The organism is Massilia sp. DD77 (assembly GCF_036961685.1).
GTDB lineage: Bacteria > Pseudomonadota > Gammaproteobacteria > Burkholderiales > Burkholderiaceae_D > Telluria.
Genome location: NZ_JBAMDH010000002.1, coordinates 1 through 16113, shown reverse-complemented (window position 1 = coordinate 16113; position 16113 = coordinate 1). Strand labels below are relative to the sequence as shown.

Below are 16113 nucleotides of genomic sequence, written 5' to 3'. Positions count from 1 at the left end.
GGACAAGCCGCTGCCGCTCAGCCGCGCGGCAGCGGCTTGCCGCGCGCGATCACTTCGCGGCAGTCGCCTTTCATGGTGGCGTTGTCGTAGTCGGTCCAGCCGTAGCTGTCCACGTAGCGCTTGTGGCGCTTGAACTTCGCATTCACGAAGCTGCGCTCCAGGCGCTCGTCCGGATAGCGGATGTCGGCCAGGTCGAGCACCGTATGGAACATGTTCTCGGTCGACAGCCTGGCCTTGCGGTGGCGCCGCAGCTGCGCGATCTTGTCCGGGTAGCGTTCCCCGTACGCATCCGAATACCAGACGAAGGCCGGCACGTGGAATTCGTACTGCGTGTTATGGCCATGGAAGGCGATCTTGCAGGACTTGTCGTAAATGGTCTGCCCATGGTCGGCCACGTAGAGCAGCGAGGCCGGCAAGGCGGACTCCTTCAGCACGCCGATCACGTTCGACAGGAACCAGTCCGTATACAGAATGGCGCTGTCGTAGCTGTTGCTCATCCTCGGCTGCAGCGACTTGTCGGTGACGTCCGGCTTGTCCATGCCATGGAGCGAGGGCTGCCAGCGGTCGAATTCCTTCGGGTAGCGGTGGGCGTAGTTCCAGTGGCTGCCCAGGGTGTGCAGCACGATCAGCACCTTTTGCGCCGGGTCGCGCAGCGCGCGCCGCAGCGGGTCGAGCAGCACCGCGTCGTAGCTGGCGTTGTCGGTGAAGCCGCCCAGGTTCAGGAACTCGACCTCGTCCGCCTCCTTGGCGAACACCGAGACCGGCGTGTCGAACTTGCCGAACGAGACCTGGTTCGACAGCCAGAAGGTCTTGAAGCCCGCCTCCTTGAAAGCGGATAGAAAGGATTTTTCGTAGAAGCCGTCCTTCAGGCTCTGCATGGCGGGCTTGCGCGAAATGATCACCGGCACCGACAGGCGGGTGGCCGACACCGGCGTGATCACGTCCGCCAGCGGCACCAGGTTCGTTTCCTGCGACAGCAGCGGATTGGTCGGGCGCGCGTAGCCGTTCAGGCTCCAGCGGTCGAAGCGCGAGGACTCGCCCAGCACCATGACCACCACCTGGGGCGCCTGGGCCTCGCCCTCCTGGTGGGCGCCGAAGCGGAAGGCGGCGCTGCGCCCTTTCAGTTCGGCCAGGTGGACGCGCTCGCGGTAGAAGTCGACGCCGCGCGCCGCCAGGCCGAAGGGCCAGGACTGGGCCACGGCGCGCAGGTCGAAGGGCAGCTTGGCCCAGTACGGCAGCGGCGGCAGGGCGGGGGGAGGCGCTTCGACGCGCACGGCCTGGGGCGTGGAGGCGGCGGGCGTCGCTTTCACCAGGTGCACGCCGGCGCCGCCGACGGCGGCCGGGGTGGCGGGGCGCTGCGGCGCAATGCCATACTTATAACTGTAGGCGAGGACCAGCAAGCCCGTCCCCAGCACGGCCAGCACCACCCAGCGCGAGCGGTCCTCCCAGTCCAGGTCGCGGGTGCGCCAGGCCACCACCCAGGTCGAGATCCACCACGCCAGCACGGCAAGTAGCGCCGCGCCCAGCAGCCATGCCTGGCTGCCCAGGAATTCCGAGGCCTCGCTGGGGCTGGTCTCGGCGATGACGCCCAGGTGGTGGGTGGAGATGCCCTGGCCGTAATAGGTCAGCAGGTAGAGCTCGGTCGGCAGCGCCAGGAAGGCCGGCAGCAGCGCCCAGTGGAAATAGGCCGGCCGCTTGCACAGCGCCCAGGCCGTGATCCAGCCGAACAGGGCGATTCCCGCCAGGCGCCAGGGATCGTCGAGCGGCGCGCCCATCAGCGGCGCGGCGAAGGGGACGGCCGTCAGCGCCGCGTAGCTCAGCAGCAGATAGAGGGTGCCGGGGGCGGCGGGGCGCAGCAGGGTTCGCATCGGCGGAAGAGCGTGGAAAATCGGCTATTATGCGTTCTTTATATGCTGAGCGGCTATGTTCGCCAGTCAAGCCTGATGCCGCGAAGATGCCCGTCTGTCGCGGTCATGCCACAATCGCCACGGTTTACCGGGTCCAAGTCCGACGATGGGTTGGCGGGACGGCAAATCGGTTGACCCGCTTGACCATCGGGTCTATACTCGCGAGTTCTCGAATTTATTCTGCACATCGTATACGCATTCGCAGCCGCTCCTTCGGTGAGTGGCTTTCGTCGCCTCTGCAGTCTGTAGGATACGGGACTAGGTTTTAGTCCCCGGGCCAGGTTTTTGCCGGTCCGGGTCGTCAACGTAGTAGTACTTTGTTGGATTAAGAACGATGCCAACCATCAATCAACTGATTCGCAAGCCGCGTGAAGCCGCGGTTGTGAAGAGCAAGTCGCCGGCACTGGAAAACTGCCCGCAAAAGCGCGGCGTGTGCACCCGTGTGTACACCACCACGCCGAAGAAGCCGAACTCGGCACTTCGTAAAGTCGCCAAGGTGCGCCTGACCAACGGTTTCGAAGTCATTTCGTACATCGGCGGTGAAGGCCACAACCTGCAAGAACACTCGGTCGTGCTGCTGCGCGGCGGCCGTGTGAAAGACTTGCCGGGTGTGCGTTACCACATGGTCCGCGGCGCACTGGATACCCAGGGCGTGAAAGACCGTAAGCAGGCGCGTTCGAAGTACGGCGCCAAGCGTGCCAAGGCTGCGAAGAAGTAATTTCCAGTTACGCCATTTAACTAGATAAGTTGAGCCGGCCGGAAGGCCGAGTAAGTGAAGGGTCATGAGGGCCCCTCGCGAGTGCGCAAGCACTCAACTGAAGACAGGAAGGAATTGAAATGCCACGTCGTCGTGAAGTACCCAAGCGCGAGATTCTGCCGGATCCAAAATTCGGCAACACCGATGTCGCCAAGTTCGTCAATGTTCTGATGCTGTCCGGCAAGAAGTCGGTCGCAGAAAACATCATCTACGGTGCGTTCGAACACATCCAATCCAAGTCGGGCAAGGACCCGCTGGAAGTGTTCACGACCGCGATCAACAACTGCAAGCCGATGGTCGAGGTGAAATCCCGCCGCGTCGGCGGCGCCAACTACCAGGTGCCAGTGGAAGTTCGTCCGGTTCGTCGTATGGCGCTGTCCATGCGTTGGTTGCGCGAAGCCGCAAACAAGCGCAGCGAAAAATCCATGCCGCAACGCCTGGGTGGTGAACTGATGGAAGCGGCGGAAGGCCGCGGCGGCGCGATGAAGCGTCGTGACGAAGTGCACCGCATGGCTGAAGCGAACAAGGCGTTCTCGCACTTCCGCTTCTAAGCAAGTGGCCAAACCTCGAAGGGGGTGCGGCCAGGTATCTGTTGTTCAGGCCGGGCACATTTTGATTTCAAAATGCTGCTCGGTTTTGTCCATTCAAAGATTTAGGAAAAATTATGGCACGCACTACCCCCATTGAGCGCTACCGCAATATCGGTATTTCCGCTCACATCGACGCCGGCAAGACCACCACGACCGAGCGTATCCTGTTCTACACGGGTGTGAACCACAAGATTGGTGAAGTGCACGACGGCGCCGCCACCATGGACTGGATGGAGCAGGAGCAAGAGCGCGGCATTACCATTACCTCGGCAGCGACGACCTGCTTCTGGAAGGGTATGGCCAACAACTTCGAGCCGCACCGCTTCAACATCATCGACACCCCGGGCCACGTCGACTTCACCATCGAGGTGGAACGTTCGATGCGCGTCCTGGACGGTGCTTGCATGGTCTACTGCGCAGTGGGCGGCGTGCAGCCGCAGTCGGAAACCGTGTGGCGTCAAGCTAACAAGTACAAGGTTCCGCGTCTGGCGTTCGTCAACAAGATGGACCGTACCGGTGCGAACTTCTTCAAGGTCTACGAGCAGATGCGCGCTCGCCTGAAGGCCAACCCGATCCCGATCCAGATCCCGATCGGCGCCGAAGACAACTTCAAGGGCGTGGTCGACCTGGTCAAGATGCAGGCGATCTTCTGGGACGACGCGTCCCAGGGCATGAAGTTCGAATACCGCGAAGTGCCGGCCGAACTGATGGACCAGGCCAACGAGTGGCGCGAGAAGCTGGTCGAAACCGCCGCTGAAGCGTCGGAAGACCTGATGAACAAGTACCTCGAAGAAGGCGAACTGTCGGAAGCCGAGATCAAGAAGGCGCTGCGCGATCGCACCATCAACGGCGAAATCGTCCCGATGATGTGCGGCACCGCTTTCAAGAACAAGGGCGTGCAGGCAATGCTGGACGCGGTCATCGAGTACCTGCCGTCGCCGGTCGACATTCCGCCGGTCGCTGGTACCGACGAAGACGACCAGCCGGTCACCCGTAAGGCCGACGACAGCGAGAAGTTCGCTGCGCTGGCATTCAAGATCATGACCGACCCGTTCGTCGGCCAGCTGATCTTCTTCCGTGTGTACTCGGGCGTCATCAATTCGGGCGACACCGTCTACAACCCGATCAAGGGCAAGAAGGAACGCGTCGGCCGTATTCTGCAGATGCACGCGAACCAGCGTGAAGAGATCAAGGAAGTCCGTGCAGGCGACATCGCCGCTGCGGTCGGCCTGAAGGAAGCGACCACCGGCGAAACCCTGTGCGACCCGGCCGCTCCGATCATCCTGGAAAAAATGGTGTTCCCGGAGCCGGTGATCCAGCAGGCCGTCGAGCCGAAGACCAAGGCTGACCAGGAAAAGATGGGCCTGGCACTGAACCGTCTGGCTCAGGAAGACCCGTCGTTCCGCGTGCGTACCGACGAAGAATCGGGCCAGACCATCATCGGTGGTATGGGCGAGCTGCACCTGGAAATTATCGTTGACCGCATGAAGCGCGAATTCAGCGTGGAAGCAACCGTCGGCAAGCCGCAGGTTGCCTACCGCGAAACCATCCGCAAGGCAGTCACCGACGTCGAAGGCAAGTTCGTCAAGCAGTCGGGCGGCCGCGGCCAGTACGGCCACGCCGTGCTGTCGATCGAACCGCAAGAGCCGGGCAAGGGCTTCGAATTCGTCGACGCCATCAAGGGCGGCGTGGTTCCGCGCGAGTACATCCCGGCAGTCGAAAAGGGTGTGCGCGAGACCCTGACCGCCGGCGTGCTGGCGGGCTACCCGGTCGTGGACGTCAAGGTCACCCTGACCTTCGGTTCGTACCACGACGTGGACTCGAACGAAAACGCGTTCCGCATGGCTGGTTCGATGGCGTTCAAGGACGGCTGCCGTAAAGCCAACCCGGTCATCCTCGAGCCGATGATGGCCGTGGAAGTCGAGACTCCGGAAGACTACGCCGGTACCGTGATGGGCGACCTGTCGTCCCGCCGCGGTATGGTGCAGGGCATGGACGAAATCCCGGGCGGCGGCGGCAAGATCATCAAGGCCGAAGTCCCGCTGTCGGAAATGTTCGGTTACTCGACCTCGCTGCGTTCGGCGACCCAGGGCCGTGCGACCTACACGATGGAATTCAAGCACTATGCTGAAGCACCGAAGCATGTGATCGACGCCATCGTCACCGCAAAAGCCAAGTAATTAAAGAAATGGGGGCAGGGATGACCTTGCCCCCGCAATCAAAAAAAACAATCGTTTCTTTTTAAGGAAAATAGGAAATGGCAAAAGGTAAATTCGAACGGACCAAGCCGCACGTCAACGTCGGCACCATCGGTCACGTTGACCACGGCAAAACCACCCTGACGGCTGCAATCGCAACCGTTCTGTCGAAGAAGTTCGGCGGCGAAGCCAAGGCGTACGACCAGATCGACGCGGCTCCGGAAGAGAAGGCACGCGGCATCACCATCAACACCGCGCACGTCGAGTACGAAACCGCGAACCGTCACTACGCGCACGTCGACTGCCCAGGCCACGCCGACTACATCAAGAACATGATTACCGGTGCTGCCCAGATGGACGGCGCGATCCTGGTGTGCTCGGCCGCTGACGGCCCGATGCCGCAGACCCGCGAGCACATCCTGCTGGCGCGTCAGGTTGGCGTTCCTTACATCATCGTGTTCCTGAACAAGTGCGACCTGGTCGACGACGCGGAACTGCTGGAACTGGTCGAAATGGAAGTGCGCGAGCTCCTCTCGAAGTACGAGTTCCCAGGCGACGACCTGCCAATCATCAAGGGTTCGGCACGTATGGCGCTGGAAGGCCAGCCGGGCGAAATGGGCGAAGCGTGCATCGAGCGCCTGGCCGAAGCCCTGGACAGCTACATCCCGACCCCGGAACGTGCCGTTGACGGCGCCTTCCTGATGCCGGTGGAAGACGTGTTCTCGATCTCGGGCCGCGGTACCGTGGTGACCGGTCGTGTCGAGCGCGGCATCATCAAGGTCGGCGAAGAAATCGAAATCGTCGGCATCATCGACACCGTCAAGACCACCTGCACCGGCGTGGAAATGTTCCGCAAGCTGCTGGACCAGGGTCAAGCCGGCGACAACGTCGGTCTGCTGCTGCGCGGCACCAAGCGTGAAGACGTCCAGCGCGGCCAGGTTCTGGCCAAGCCGGGTTCGATCAAGCCGCACAACCACTTCACCGGCGAGATCTACGTCCTGTCGAAAGATGAAGGCGGCCGTCACACCCCGTTCTTCAACAACTACCGTCCTCAGTTCTACTTCCGTACGACTGACGTGACCGGTTCGATCGAGCTGCCGGCCGACAAGGAAATGGTCATGCCAGGCGACAACGTGTCGATCACCGTCAAGCTGATCGCTCCGATCGCGATGGAAGAAGGTCTGCGCTTCGCAATCCGCGAAGGCGGCCGTACCGTCGGCGCCGGCGTGGTTGCCAAGATCCTGGCCTAATTTCGATTAGCGAGATCTGCCGCGGGACATTGTCCCGCGGTGACAACGGGTGGGGACAGACTTTTTGGTCTGTCCCCATCTTTATGAGAGGGATCGATGTTATACTCCCGCCTCTTGAGCAGTACCGAAGTACCTTTTACACATTGCCGGCCCCAAGCCGGAACGTTCTTTTAAAGGAAATAGCATGTCCGCTCCGAACCAGAAAATCCGCATCCGCCTGAAAGCGTTTGACTACAAGCTGATCGACCAGTCCGCACTGGAAATCGTCGACACCGCCAAGCGCACCGGCGCGGTTGTCAAGGGCCCGGTCCCGCTGCCGACCCGTATCCAGCGTTTCGACGTGCTGCGTTCCCCGCACGTGAACAAGACCTCGCGCGACCAGTTCGAAATCCGTACGCACCAGCGTCTGATGGACATCGTGGACCCGACCGACAAGACCGTTGACGCACTGATGAAGCTGGACCTGCCGGCTGGCGTCGACGTCGAAATCAAGCTGCAGTAATCGCTTCCACTGCCGGCGGACCGTTCCGCCAGCAGGCTAGAGGCCGGGAAGTCCGTACGCGGGCGACCCGGCCTTTGTCGTTTACCGGCGTCAGCTCCCGCTAGCTCAGCACCAGGTAGAGCGCACGCCCCAGCAAGCGGCCGGTGAGCACCGCGCCGGCGAACACCACGGCCATCAGTCCCAGGATGCCGATCCAGCCGCGCAGCGTCGGTTCCGGAGCTCGCCGCATGGCCATGCAAGCGTGCTCCTTGACCTGATCCTTGTCTTGTTCCGCCATCTGGTCCTCCGCGCGCAAAAATCCATTCTTCCCGATTCCCTCCACCTAGCCCTTGTGCTGAACGAAGCGGGCGCTTGGATTCCCCCTTGCCCATGCGCGCCGCATCATTTGCCGAGAACGATTGCCGCGGGCGGCACGCGGGTGGTCTAATCAGCAAGTCAAGACCACTCGGCCGCCCGGCCCCCACCGCATCATGCCTTCCCATCCTGTTATCGCCACGCTGCGCGCCATGTCCTGGAGCGAGCTGGCCGGCTACGCCTTCGGCGCCCTCCTCATGGGCCAGGTCGCGCTGCTGCTCGCGCCCGCGCCGCTCGCACATGCCCTGCGCCCAGCCAGCCTGCTCATCCCGCTGGCCGTGATCGCGGCCAAGGACCTCGCCCATGCGCCGGACGCGTGGCGGCGCCTGCGCCAAGTCCTTGCCCAGCGCGGGCCGTGGCACCGCTTTCTCACGGCGCTGCTCCCGCCCGAGCTGGTCGGCATGGCCAGGCTCGACCGCCTGATGTGGCAGGGCTGCCTGAACCGCCTGCGCGGCCGCCCGCAGCCCGTGCCGCCGGACGGGTTGGCGCTCACCTACCTGGAACGCGGCGCCTACGGAACGGCCGCGGCGATCGTCTTTGTCAGCGTCTTCCTCGAGCTGCCGATCGACGCCATGATCGTCAACCTGTTCATCAAGGATCCGGCCGATCTGCTCGTCGTGCACACGCTGTGCGCGTTCGCCGCCTTGTACACGCTGGTGTGGGCGATCGGAGACCGCTGGCACGTGGGGGCGGGGCGGCATGTGCTGACCGAGGGCGCGCTGCACCTGCGGGTGGGTGCGCGTGTGTCCGGCGTGCTGCCTCTGGACGCCATCGACCGCTTGGAGTCCGTCAGCGAGCTGTTGCCGGCGTGGCGACGCAAGCACGGAGCCGCGCGTGGTGACACCTTGCTGGTAACGCCCTTCGACAAGCCGAATTGCGTGCTGGTGCTCAGGCCGCAAGCCGAGGTCGACATCCTGCACTGGCAGGTGCGCAAGCGGCTGCCCCGCTATGTGTTCCTCTACCTGGACCGGCCGGAACTGCTGGCGGCGCGCTTGCGCGAGCGGTGTTGAACGCGTCGGCGGCGCAGCCGCCGACCCTACGGTAGGCGAAGCGCGTCGCCGGGGCCGAACACCTGGGATTGTTCGACCATCCGCTCGGCCCAGGCGCGGTGCGTGGCGACCTCGCACATCGCGTCGTTCATCCTGAAAACCGCCGGACTGGACTCGTCGAGGATGGCGCGCGCCACCGCCAGGTCATGGGCCTTCACCGTGAAGTGCTGTTCGATCGGCGCGATCTGGGTCGGGTGGATCGCCGTCTTGCCGGCCATCCCGTAGGCCAGGTCCTCCTGCATCTCCTGGTCCAGCAGCTCGGGCAGGTCGAGGTATTCGAACACCGGCGCCGTCAGCACGAAGCCGTAGGGGCGGAAGGTCGTCACCAGGCGCGCGATCACGGGGCCGAGCGGGGTGCGGTAGATCGTCACGTTGCGCGGACGGCGCAGGCCGAGCAGGGCGAGCAGGTCGTTGCCGCCGATGCGTAGGGCGCGGATGCGCGTGCGCACGCCCGGCGCGTCGAACAGGGTGCGCAGCTGGCGCATTTCGGCCTCGTCGAAGACTTCCGCCGTCTCCAGGGTCGGCATCAGCGCGTGCCCCGTGTCGCGCACCAGCCTGAAATAGGTCTCGAAGTTGTGGCGCGTGACCTTGGGCAGGACAAAGCCGTCCAGCTTCTCCACGCCCGGCATCGCCAGCACGCGCGCCATCACTTCCGGGCTGCGCACGCGCACGTAGCGCTCGGCGGCGATGTTCGGGCGCATGTGCGCCAGCACCACGGACAGGTTGAACAGTGCCCAGCTCAAGTCGCGCTCCGCCACCGCGTCCTCCAGGCAGAAGATGAGCGAGCGCGCCTGTTCCAGCTTGTCGCCGTTGGCAATCTGGGACAGGCTCTTGTGATTGGCGGGGACGTACAGCGAGGCGCCCAAGGGGGCAGTGAGCCGGTCAAGCATCGGATGCGCTCCTGATCAGGGAAACTGCGTGGTAGGGCAAAGCCGGGTCGCATTCGACCGGCACGTTTTTCTCTTCGGCCAGCGCCATCAGGTGCGCGACCTCGGGCGCCGCGGGATCGCGCAGGACCAGCAGGCGCGGTACGCGCCGCAGCAGCACGCGGGTCGCCTCGCCGATGCCCGGCTTGATGAGATTGACGTCGGCGACGTCATATTTCGCGCGCGCCTGCGCGATGAAGGCCTGCGAACGCTGCCTGGCGCCGGAGGCATCGGCCGCACCGGCCCCGGCGGGCGCCTGCTCCAGCGCCAGCCCGGTCAGCGCGTCGGCGAAGGCGCGCGAGCGGTCGTGCGGCGCGAGCTGTTCGTAGAACACGCAGCCATGGAAGTCGTCCGGGCCCATCGCCGCGTCCATCACGGTGCGGCTCACCAATCCGGACACCGTTGCATTCAAGATGCTCGACGGGATCAAATAGTCCTCGCACGAGGCCGCGCAGGCAGCGGCGCCGGCCAGGTCCGACAGCACGTGCAGGCCGGGATCGATGCGCGTGCGCTGCGCCGCGTTGAAGGCGCCGACCGACACGGCCAGCTCGCGCGCGATCACGCCTTTCCCCGTCCAGCCGTCCACGAAGACGACGCTCTCGGGCGCGTGGCCGGCCGCCAGGATGTGGCGCAGCGCCGCCGTGTCGATGCCGCGGTCGCGCACGATCGATACCGAATAATGCGCCGCCTCGCGCCGGAACACCTGGCGCAGCAAGCGCGCCACCACGACCCCGACCGGCGTGCCGGCGCGCGCCAGCGACACCACGGCCGGCGCCGCCGTCCCTTTCGCCGCGATCAGGCCCGCCAGGCGCAGGCAGTCGCGCGCCATGCGGCCGTTGTTGGCGCGGCAGGCCGCGTCGAACAGCGCCATGTAGCGGCTCGACGGCGCGGACTCTGGCGAGAGCATCTCGCTGTAGTGGCGCCGTCCCGACTGGATCAGCCTTTCTTTTTCCGCCACCTCGACGAAGTCGGGCATGGGCAGGCGCCGCAGCAGGAAGCTGACGTCCTCACTGGCGTAGCTGCCCGGGAAGCTCATAGCGCCCCCACGGTCAGTCCCGCCAGCTGGGTGCCGCGCGGGATCAGCGCGTAGTCGCAGGCGGCCATGAAGCGCGCGTCCGAGCGGCTGTCCCCCATGCCGAAGGTGACGATGTCGCCATGCTCGGCGCGCAGGCGCGCGCTGATGTGGGCGACGGCGTGCGACTTGTCGAGCGCCCTGGGCAGGATGGCCAGGTTGTTGCCGTTGCGGTGGACGACATAGTCCCTGGCGCCGTCGGCGATCCAGGGCAGCACGACGTCCCGTTCAAGGGGTTCGAGCCGCGCGGCGATCCGGTCCGGGTCCTTCACGACCAGGAAGAAAGGCGTGGCGAAATCCTCGATCATGCGCGCGCGGCCTGCGTAGCCGGTTCGCCGCGCATGCTCGTCGATGTGCGCGGCCAGCTCCTGCAGGCCGGGCAGGGCGGCCGACATCGCCGTGCGCATCCGCTCCAGCCAGGGGCGGTCGAGGGCGCCGCCCGGCTCGAGGATCACGCCGCCGTAGTCGATGACGGCGTAGCTATGGAAGGGCAGGTGCACGCGGCGCAGGGCGTCATGGTCGCGCGCCGTGGTCGGGATGACGGTCATCCCGTCCCGGACCAGCGACAGGAAGGCGCGCTGCGCGCGCGTGGTGTACGAGCACACGCTGCCGTCCTTGTAGTAGGCGGCCGGCTCCAGCGCCTCGGCGCCGCCGCATTTTTCTAACGTCTGGAACAGCGTGTCGTCCAGGTCAGCGAACAGGAACTTCTTCAATGCGGTCCTCGGTATGGTGGTGCAGCAGGCGCGCGCCGAGCTGGATGGCCAGCTCGCGCAGGGCGGCGTTGGGCGCGGTCTCGTGGCAGACGAACACGTGCTCGTACTGCCCGGGCGCGACGTTGTAGAGGAAGTTGGCGATGCCCTCGCCGTAGTTGTCGGGGAAGCGCAGCGCGTGCTCCACCGCACCCCAGGCCAGGATCGGCGAGCGCGTGGTCGACTGGACCCAGGCGGCGACGCCGCGCCGCTCCAGCGCCGCGCCCAGCAGGGTGGAGGCGTGCATGAATTCGCCGGTGCCCAGCACCAGCACTCGTTCTCCGGGCGCGATCTCGCTGGCCAGCTGCTCTGCAAGCTGCTCCGGCGCGGACAATGCCGACTTCAGGCCCAGCCGTCCGAAGGCCGCGCTGGCGCCGCGGTCGGCGCCCGCATCGAAGCGCTGCGCCACGCCGCCGTCCGGCGCATGCGGCCCCGGCGTGAAGCGGTATTCGCCTTCGACCAGGGAACCCTGGGTGACCGGCAGGCCGAAGCGCGCATCCAAGCGGGCACCCGCTGCGCTGCCCATGAAATTCGTGATCGTCGCCAGGTGCACGCGTTCGATGCCGGGGTTCAGGCGCCGGCAGGCGGCGGCCAGATTGACGAAGGTATTGCCGGTGCTGGCCTCGTCGTCCACCAACACCAGGGTGCGCGCCCCGAGCAGCAGGGCGCGCAGGGCCGGGTCGTCGGGCACGTGCAGGAACTGGCGCGGCGCGTGGCTGTGCGCCTCCTCGAATTCGATCAGCTCGCCGGCGCCCACACGGTAGCGCGTGGTGTGCAGGAACAGGGCGGGGTGGCCGGGATGCCGGCGCAGCCAGGCTTCGAACACGCCCTGACCCAGGCCGATCGCCGTTTCGGCCATCGCGATGAACACGACCGGCCCGTCCACCGCGGGCACGGTGGCGGCCAGGCGCGCATGGACGGCCAGCATGTCCGACGGCTTGGCCGGCCAGTGCTTGCCCAGCACCTTGCTCAGGAAGAGGAAGCCGCGCTTGGCGTTCGCGCGCGCGGCGAAGCCGAGCAGCTCGTCCAGTTCCTCCACGCCGCGCTCGAGGTTCAGGTCCAGTGTCCCGGTCGGCAGCTCGACCCTGCGCCGCGCCAGCAGCGCAGGGTTGAACTGAGGCGAAGGCGCGTTCATGCCAGCTCCACGGCGTGCGACAGTTCCGCCACCCGGATCCCGTTACGCACCTCCGGTATCTCGAGCCCGTCGAAGCCGTCGGCGAAACCGCGCAGCGCAAGATAGGGCAGGTTGGGACCGGCCACGCAGGCCATACCGATCCCGCCGGACATGCGCGGATTGATCTCCAGCAGGCGCGGACGCCCGCCGCCTTCGCGGAACTGGACGTTGAACACGCCGTTCAGGCGGTGGCGCGCGGCCAGGCGCGCGGTGGCGTCCAGGATGTCGGCGCGCTGGTCGATCAGCTGGCCGTTGCCGGAACCGGACAGCTTGCGGCGCACCACCGCGCAGACCAGGCGCCCCTCGTCGCCGACGCAGTCGACGCTGTACTCCGGCCCGTCGAGGTATTCCATCAGCAGCATGCCGCGGAAGCTTCCCAGCGCGGCCAGCCCGCGCCGCAGGTCGTCGCGGCCGACCTGGTATTCGGCGCCGGCCAGCAGCAGCTCGGCGCTGTTGCGCTCTTCATCGATCAGGGCGAAGCCGAGGCCGTAGATCGAGTGGGTCGGCTTGACGCACAGCTTCGCGTGGCGCGGGCGCAGCTGGCGGTAGGCCTCGTCGAATTCCTCGACCGTCTCGAAGCGCCGGAAGTCCGCCACCGGCGCCTGGGGCAGGTCGGTCTCGCAATAGAAACGCGCCTTGTCGTGCAGCAGCTGCAAGCTAGCCTGGCTGGCGGCGCTCAGCACCCGCGTGCCCGCGTCGGCAAAGCGCGCATGCTCGGCCGCCAGCGCGGTCGCCTCGCGCCCCGGCACGAAGATGTCGATCGCGTGCTCGCGGCAGAAGGCCAGGCACCAGTCGACATAGGCCTCGGTGTCCAGCCCGGTCGGTTCGCCGTGGAAGGCGTGGGCCAGGCGTCCCGCCGGCGCATGCCGGTTGGGATTGCTGTGGATGAGGGTGAAGCGGCTATCGGCATCGGCTTTGCGGATCAGCTCGATAGCGGCGTAGACGGACGAGAACGTCCTGTTGTACCAGACGCGCATGCGGTTTCTCGGGTTGGAGGGACAAGCGGGCCCGCGCGGGCGCGGACCAAAGCGGGGCAAATCGGATTACACGTTGACGCCGAAGGAGCGGGCCAGCGGTCCCAGGCCGCCCTTGAAGCCCTGGCCCACGGCGCGGAACTTCCACTCGCCGCCATGGCGATAGAGTTCGCCGAAGATCATGGCGGTTTCGGTGGAGCTGTCCTCGGACAGGTCGTAGCGGGCGATCTCGGCGTCGCCGCTGGCGTTCAGGCAGCGGATATAGGCCTTGGCGACCATGCCGAAGTTCTGGCGCCGCGCATCCGCTTCGTGGATGGTGACGCAGAAGGAGACTTTCTCGACTTCGGGCGGCACCCGCGCCAGGTCGACCGCGATCTTCTCGTCGTCGCCGGCGCCCATGCCGGTGGTGTTGTCGCCCGCGTGGACCACGGAGCCGTCCGCCGACTTGAGGTTGTTATAGAAGATGAAATCGCTGTCGCTGCGCACCTTGGCGTCGTTTTTCAGCAGGAAGGCGCTGCCATCCAGGTCGAAAGCCGCGCCGTCGGTGGAACGCGGGTCCCAGCCCAGGCCGATGATGACCTTGGTCAGGCCCGGGGCTTCCTTGCTCAGATTGACGTTGCCGCCTTTCTGCAAACTGATTGCCATTACACGCTCCTTGTCGAGACACGGGGAAAGGGTCGCATCGCGACCACTATAGGTGGTTCTTGATTAATTGTACACGACAGGAATGTCACACTTTCCGTAGATCTATGTAAATACGCATTGCCCGTCTTGTAACATTCGGGGGATAATGCCTGCCGGAAAGGGAGGCAGGATGGCAACAATGAAGCAGGTCGCGGACCGGGCGGGGGTTTCCACCTCGACTGTCTCGCACGTCATCAACAATACGCGGGCGGTCAGCGAAGACGTGCGCAAGCGGGTGCAGGCCGTCATCGACGACATGGGCTACATCCCGAGCGCCGTGGCCCGCAGCCTCAAGAACGACAAGACCTATACCATCGGCGTCTCCGTTCCCGACAATACCCATTCCGGATTTGCCGAGCTGCTGCGCGGTATCGAGGATGCGGCCTTCGCCGTCGGCTACAACATCATGCTGTGCAACGGCTACGAGGACGCGCAGCGCCAGGCGGCCCACCTGCGCGGCCTGATCGAGAAGCGCATCGACGGCCTGGTGCTGGTGCCCGGCGGCGCGCGCGCCGAGCTGGCCCCGCTGCTGGCCAGCCAGCGCGTGCCGATCGTGCTGGCCGACCACGAGGTGGCCGGCGTCGACACCGACTTCATCGGCCTGGACCACGAAGCCACCGGCTACGCGGCGACCCGCCACCTGATCGAACTGGGCCATCGCCACATCGCCTGCCTGGCCGGCCCGCCCTCCCAGCCGGCGGGCCAGGAGCGCCTGGCGGGCTGCCTGCGCGCCCTGGGCGAAGCCGGGCTGGAACTCGACCACGCCTACCTCGTGCATGGCCAGCCGGACTGCGAGGGCGGCTACGACGCCGCGCAGCGCCTGCTGGCGCTGCCCGCGCCGCCCAGCGCGCTGTTCGCCTGCAACGACCTGATGGCGCTGGGCGCCCTGTGCGCAGCCCGCGAGGCGGGCATCGACGTGCCGGAGCGCCTGTCGGTGATCGGCGGGGACGACCTGGGCTGCGCCGCCTTCGCCGCGCCGCGCCTGACCACCATCGCCCAGCCGACCTACGCCATGGGGCGCGAGCTGGCCGAGCTGCTGTTCCAGCGCATTCGTGGTGAGGGCGAGGGCGAGGCGCGTGTCCGCCGGCGCCTGCAGGGCAGGCTGGTGGTGCGTCAGTCGACCAGCCGTCCGCAGGCGCGCAGGGCCCTGGCGAAGGTGTTCTAGCTTAGGGCCGCGGCCTGCGCGAGTCTGGTATCGGCCAGGAGCGGACGTTCACATTCCGTCTCGGATTAATCTTATGCTAGTTCTTAGGGTGTGCTGTCGTATGACTGAAGAAGACTTCATTGCAAGTATTGATTGCCGATTCCCCTACGATGCCCCTCGCGAATGGCGTCGTTTGATAGCAGTAGCACGCAACATTTCTCCAAATGCAGTGTTCATGATTATTCATGAGCTATGTCGCCCTCCGAGATCATCTAGCGTTTCAGTAGAAACAAGGTTGCGAATTTACCGATGCGTACAACAACGCTTCAGGCATCCCCTGCTAACACGGCTCGATTTGGTATTCTCAACAGTCATATCAGGCGGACTGATTCCCGTTGGCACCGCAGGTGCAGCTATGAGACAGGTTGCGAGGTATCGCAACCAATACAACGCACTCGCCATCTGTTACTTCTCGTGCAATGATGGACTCGGCAGAAACGGGGGTTTGTATGATGCAATCGCAGAAAATTGGAACAATCCTCGTTGACGTTAGCGCAATACGCGACCGTCTCCTTTGGGTCGAGAGCTACCGGTCATGATGGGCTGCTGTCGGCCAAGAGCGGACATGTATGATTCGATGACAAAGAACGAAACCTTATGAAAAGTGCAGTGCTCCTGTTGTCGGCCATGACAGTCGGTGTAAGCACAGGCGCCCTAGGGTCTGTCTGACTGAGTTCAGAGGAGCCATAACATAATTGTCGCCACGATCACTGCGGTGAGGTG

The 16113-nt window shown here is 65.1% G+C and carries 15 protein-coding genes; 7 read left to right on the top strand and 8 right to left on the bottom strand.

Translation table 11 applies throughout. The features are described 5' to 3' along the window. Nucleotides 1-17 precede the first annotated feature (17 nt). A complete protein-coding gene (locus V7778_RS01235; protein ID WP_335551540.1) occupies nucleotides 18-1868 on the bottom strand; it encodes a phosphoethanolamine transferase in 1851 nt (616 codons plus the stop codon). A 373-nt stretch (nucleotides 1869-2241) separates the two neighbouring features. Here V7778_RS01235 and rpsL point away from each other — a divergent pair, with 373 nt between their 5' ends. The 5 genes from rpsL to rpsJ all read left to right on the top strand — a co-directional run bounded on the left by rpsL (nucleotide 2242) and on the right by rpsJ (nucleotide 7204). Beyond that, nucleotides 2242-2625, top strand: a complete 384-nt coding sequence (rpsL, locus tag V7778_RS01230; protein ID WP_005663517.1) for a 30S ribosomal protein S12 — start codon at nucleotides 2242-2244, stop codon at nucleotides 2623-2625. A 119-nt stretch (nucleotides 2626-2744) separates the two neighbouring features. After that, a complete protein-coding gene (gene rpsG, locus V7778_RS01225; RefSeq protein WP_211518410.1) occupies nucleotides 2745-3215 on the top strand; it encodes a 30S ribosomal protein S7 in 471 nt (156 codons plus the stop codon). 113 nt (nucleotides 3216-3328) lie between these two features. Then, complete coding sequence (gene fusA, locus V7778_RS01220; RefSeq protein WP_335551539.1) at nucleotides 3329-5434, top strand: elongation factor G; 2106 nt, start codon at nucleotides 3329-3331, stop codon at nucleotides 5432-5434. Between the two features lie 77 nt (nucleotides 5435-5511). Then, the gene (tuf, locus tag V7778_RS01215) at nucleotides 5512-6702 is read left to right on the top strand and encodes an elongation factor Tu (protein ID WP_141835865.1); all 1191 of its coding nucleotides are present in this window, start codon (nucleotides 5512-5514) and stop codon (nucleotides 6700-6702) included. 184 nt (nucleotides 6703-6886) lie between these two features. Continuing rightward, nucleotides 6887-7204: a 30S ribosomal protein S10 gene (rpsJ, locus tag V7778_RS01210; protein WP_005663509.1), complete on the top strand. Its 318-nt coding sequence runs from the start codon at nucleotides 6887-6889 to the stop codon at nucleotides 7202-7204. Nucleotides 7205-7304: 100 nt separating this feature from the next. Here rpsJ and V7778_RS01205 read toward each other — a convergent pair whose 3' ends face one another. Then, on the bottom strand, nucleotides 7305-7481 hold the full coding sequence (locus V7778_RS01205) for a hypothetical protein (RefSeq protein ID WP_335551538.1): 177 nt from the start codon (nucleotides 7479-7481) through the stop codon (nucleotides 7305-7307). A 193-nt stretch (nucleotides 7482-7674) separates the two neighbouring features. Between V7778_RS01205 and V7778_RS01200 the strand changes: the two genes are divergently transcribed. Further along, entirely contained in the window at nucleotides 7675-8568 is an 894-nt protein-coding gene (locus tag V7778_RS01200; protein ID WP_335551537.1) for a hypothetical protein, read from the top strand. Nucleotides 8569-8594: 26 nt separating this feature from the next. Here V7778_RS01200 and V7778_RS01195 read toward each other — a convergent pair whose 3' ends face one another. From V7778_RS01195 to V7778_RS01170, 6 genes are all read right to left on the bottom strand, one after another. Next, on the bottom strand, nucleotides 8595-9497 hold the full coding sequence (locus tag V7778_RS01195; RefSeq protein ID WP_335551536.1) for an HpcH/HpaI aldolase/citrate lyase family protein: 903 nt from the start codon (nucleotides 9495-9497) through the stop codon (nucleotides 8595-8597). Beyond that, a complete protein-coding gene (locus tag V7778_RS01190) occupies nucleotides 9490-10569 on the bottom strand; it encodes a cysteine protease StiP family protein (protein ID WP_335551535.1) in 1080 nt (359 codons plus the stop codon). The genes V7778_RS01195 and V7778_RS01190 overlap by 8 nt, the downstream gene beginning before the upstream one ends. Beyond that, nucleotides 10566-11318 carry a hypothetical protein gene (locus tag V7778_RS01185; protein WP_335551534.1) on the bottom strand — a complete coding sequence of 251 codons (753 nt, stop codon included), beginning with the start codon at nucleotides 11316-11318 and terminating at the stop codon, nucleotides 10566-10568. Before V7778_RS01185 ends, V7778_RS01190 begins: the two co-directional genes overlap by 4 nt. Continuing rightward, the gene (locus V7778_RS01180; protein WP_335551533.1) at nucleotides 11296-12489 is read right to left on the bottom strand and encodes a phosphoribosyltransferase domain-containing protein; all 1194 of its coding nucleotides are present in this window, start codon (nucleotides 12487-12489) and stop codon (nucleotides 11296-11298) included. The genes V7778_RS01185 and V7778_RS01180 overlap by 23 nt, the downstream gene beginning before the upstream one ends. Next, nucleotides 12486-13505 carry an ATP-grasp domain-containing protein gene (locus V7778_RS01175; protein WP_335551532.1) on the bottom strand — a complete coding sequence of 340 codons (1020 nt, stop codon included), beginning with the start codon at nucleotides 13503-13505 and terminating at the stop codon, nucleotides 12486-12488. The genes V7778_RS01180 and V7778_RS01175 overlap by 4 nt, the downstream gene beginning before the upstream one ends. Before the next feature lie 66 nt (nucleotides 13506-13571). Then, nucleotides 13572-14147 (bottom strand): TerD family protein, encoded by a 576-nt coding sequence (locus V7778_RS01170; protein ID WP_335551531.1) that lies wholly within the window; start codon nucleotides 14145-14147, stop codon nucleotides 13572-13574. A 178-nt stretch (nucleotides 14148-14325) separates the two neighbouring features. Here V7778_RS01170 and V7778_RS01165 point away from each other — a divergent pair, with 178 nt between their 5' ends. Beyond that, a complete protein-coding gene (locus tag V7778_RS01165; protein WP_335551530.1) occupies nucleotides 14326-15351 on the top strand; it encodes a LacI family DNA-binding transcriptional regulator in 1026 nt (341 codons plus the stop codon). Nucleotides 15352-16113: the final 762 nt, after the last annotated feature.

Bases quoted from the DNA above. Each gene is read 5' to 3' on its own strand.
- V7778_RS01235 (WP_335551540.1), bottom strand. From the start codon at position 1,868: ATGCGAACCCTGCTGCGCCCCGCCGCCCCCGGCACCCTCTATCTGCTG.
- rpsL (WP_005663517.1), top strand. From the start codon at position 2,242: ATGCCAACCATCAATCAACTGATTCGCAAGCCGCGTGAAGCCGCGGTT.
- rpsG (WP_211518410.1), top strand. From the start codon at position 2,745: ATGCCACGTCGTCGTGAAGTACCCAAGCGCGAGATTCTGCCGGATCCA.
- fusA (WP_335551539.1), top strand. From the start codon at position 3,329: ATGGCACGCACTACCCCCATTGAGCGCTACCGCAATATCGGTATTTCC.
- tuf (WP_141835865.1), top strand. From the start codon at position 5,512: ATGGCAAAAGGTAAATTCGAACGGACCAAGCCGCACGTCAACGTCGGC.
- rpsJ (WP_005663509.1), top strand. From the start codon at position 6,887: ATGTCCGCTCCGAACCAGAAAATCCGCATCCGCCTGAAAGCGTTTGAC.
- V7778_RS01205 (WP_335551538.1), bottom strand. From the start codon at position 7,481: ATGGCGGAACAAGACAAGGATCAGGTCAAGGAGCACGCTTGCATGGCC.
- V7778_RS01200 (WP_335551537.1), top strand. From the start codon at position 7,675: ATGCCTTCCCATCCTGTTATCGCCACGCTGCGCGCCATGTCCTGGAGC.
- V7778_RS01195 (WP_335551536.1), bottom strand. From the start codon at position 9,497: ATGCTTGACCGGCTCACTGCCCCCTTGGGCGCCTCGCTGTACGTCCCC.
- V7778_RS01190 (WP_335551535.1), bottom strand. From the start codon at position 10,569: ATGAGCTTCCCGGGCAGCTACGCCAGTGAGGACGTCAGCTTCCTGCTG.
- V7778_RS01180 (WP_335551533.1), bottom strand. From the start codon at position 12,489: ATGAACGCGCCTTCGCCTCAGTTCAACCCTGCGCTGCTGGCGCGGCGC.
- V7778_RS01175 (WP_335551532.1), bottom strand. From the start codon at position 13,505: ATGCGCGTCTGGTACAACAGGACGTTCTCGTCCGTCTACGCCGCTATC.
- V7778_RS01170 (WP_335551531.1), bottom strand. From the start codon at position 14,147: ATGGCAATCAGTTTGCAGAAAGGCGGCAACGTCAATCTGAGCAAGGAA.
- V7778_RS01165 (WP_335551530.1), top strand. From the start codon at position 14,326: ATGAAGCAGGTCGCGGACCGGGCGGGGGTTTCCACCTCGACTGTCTCG.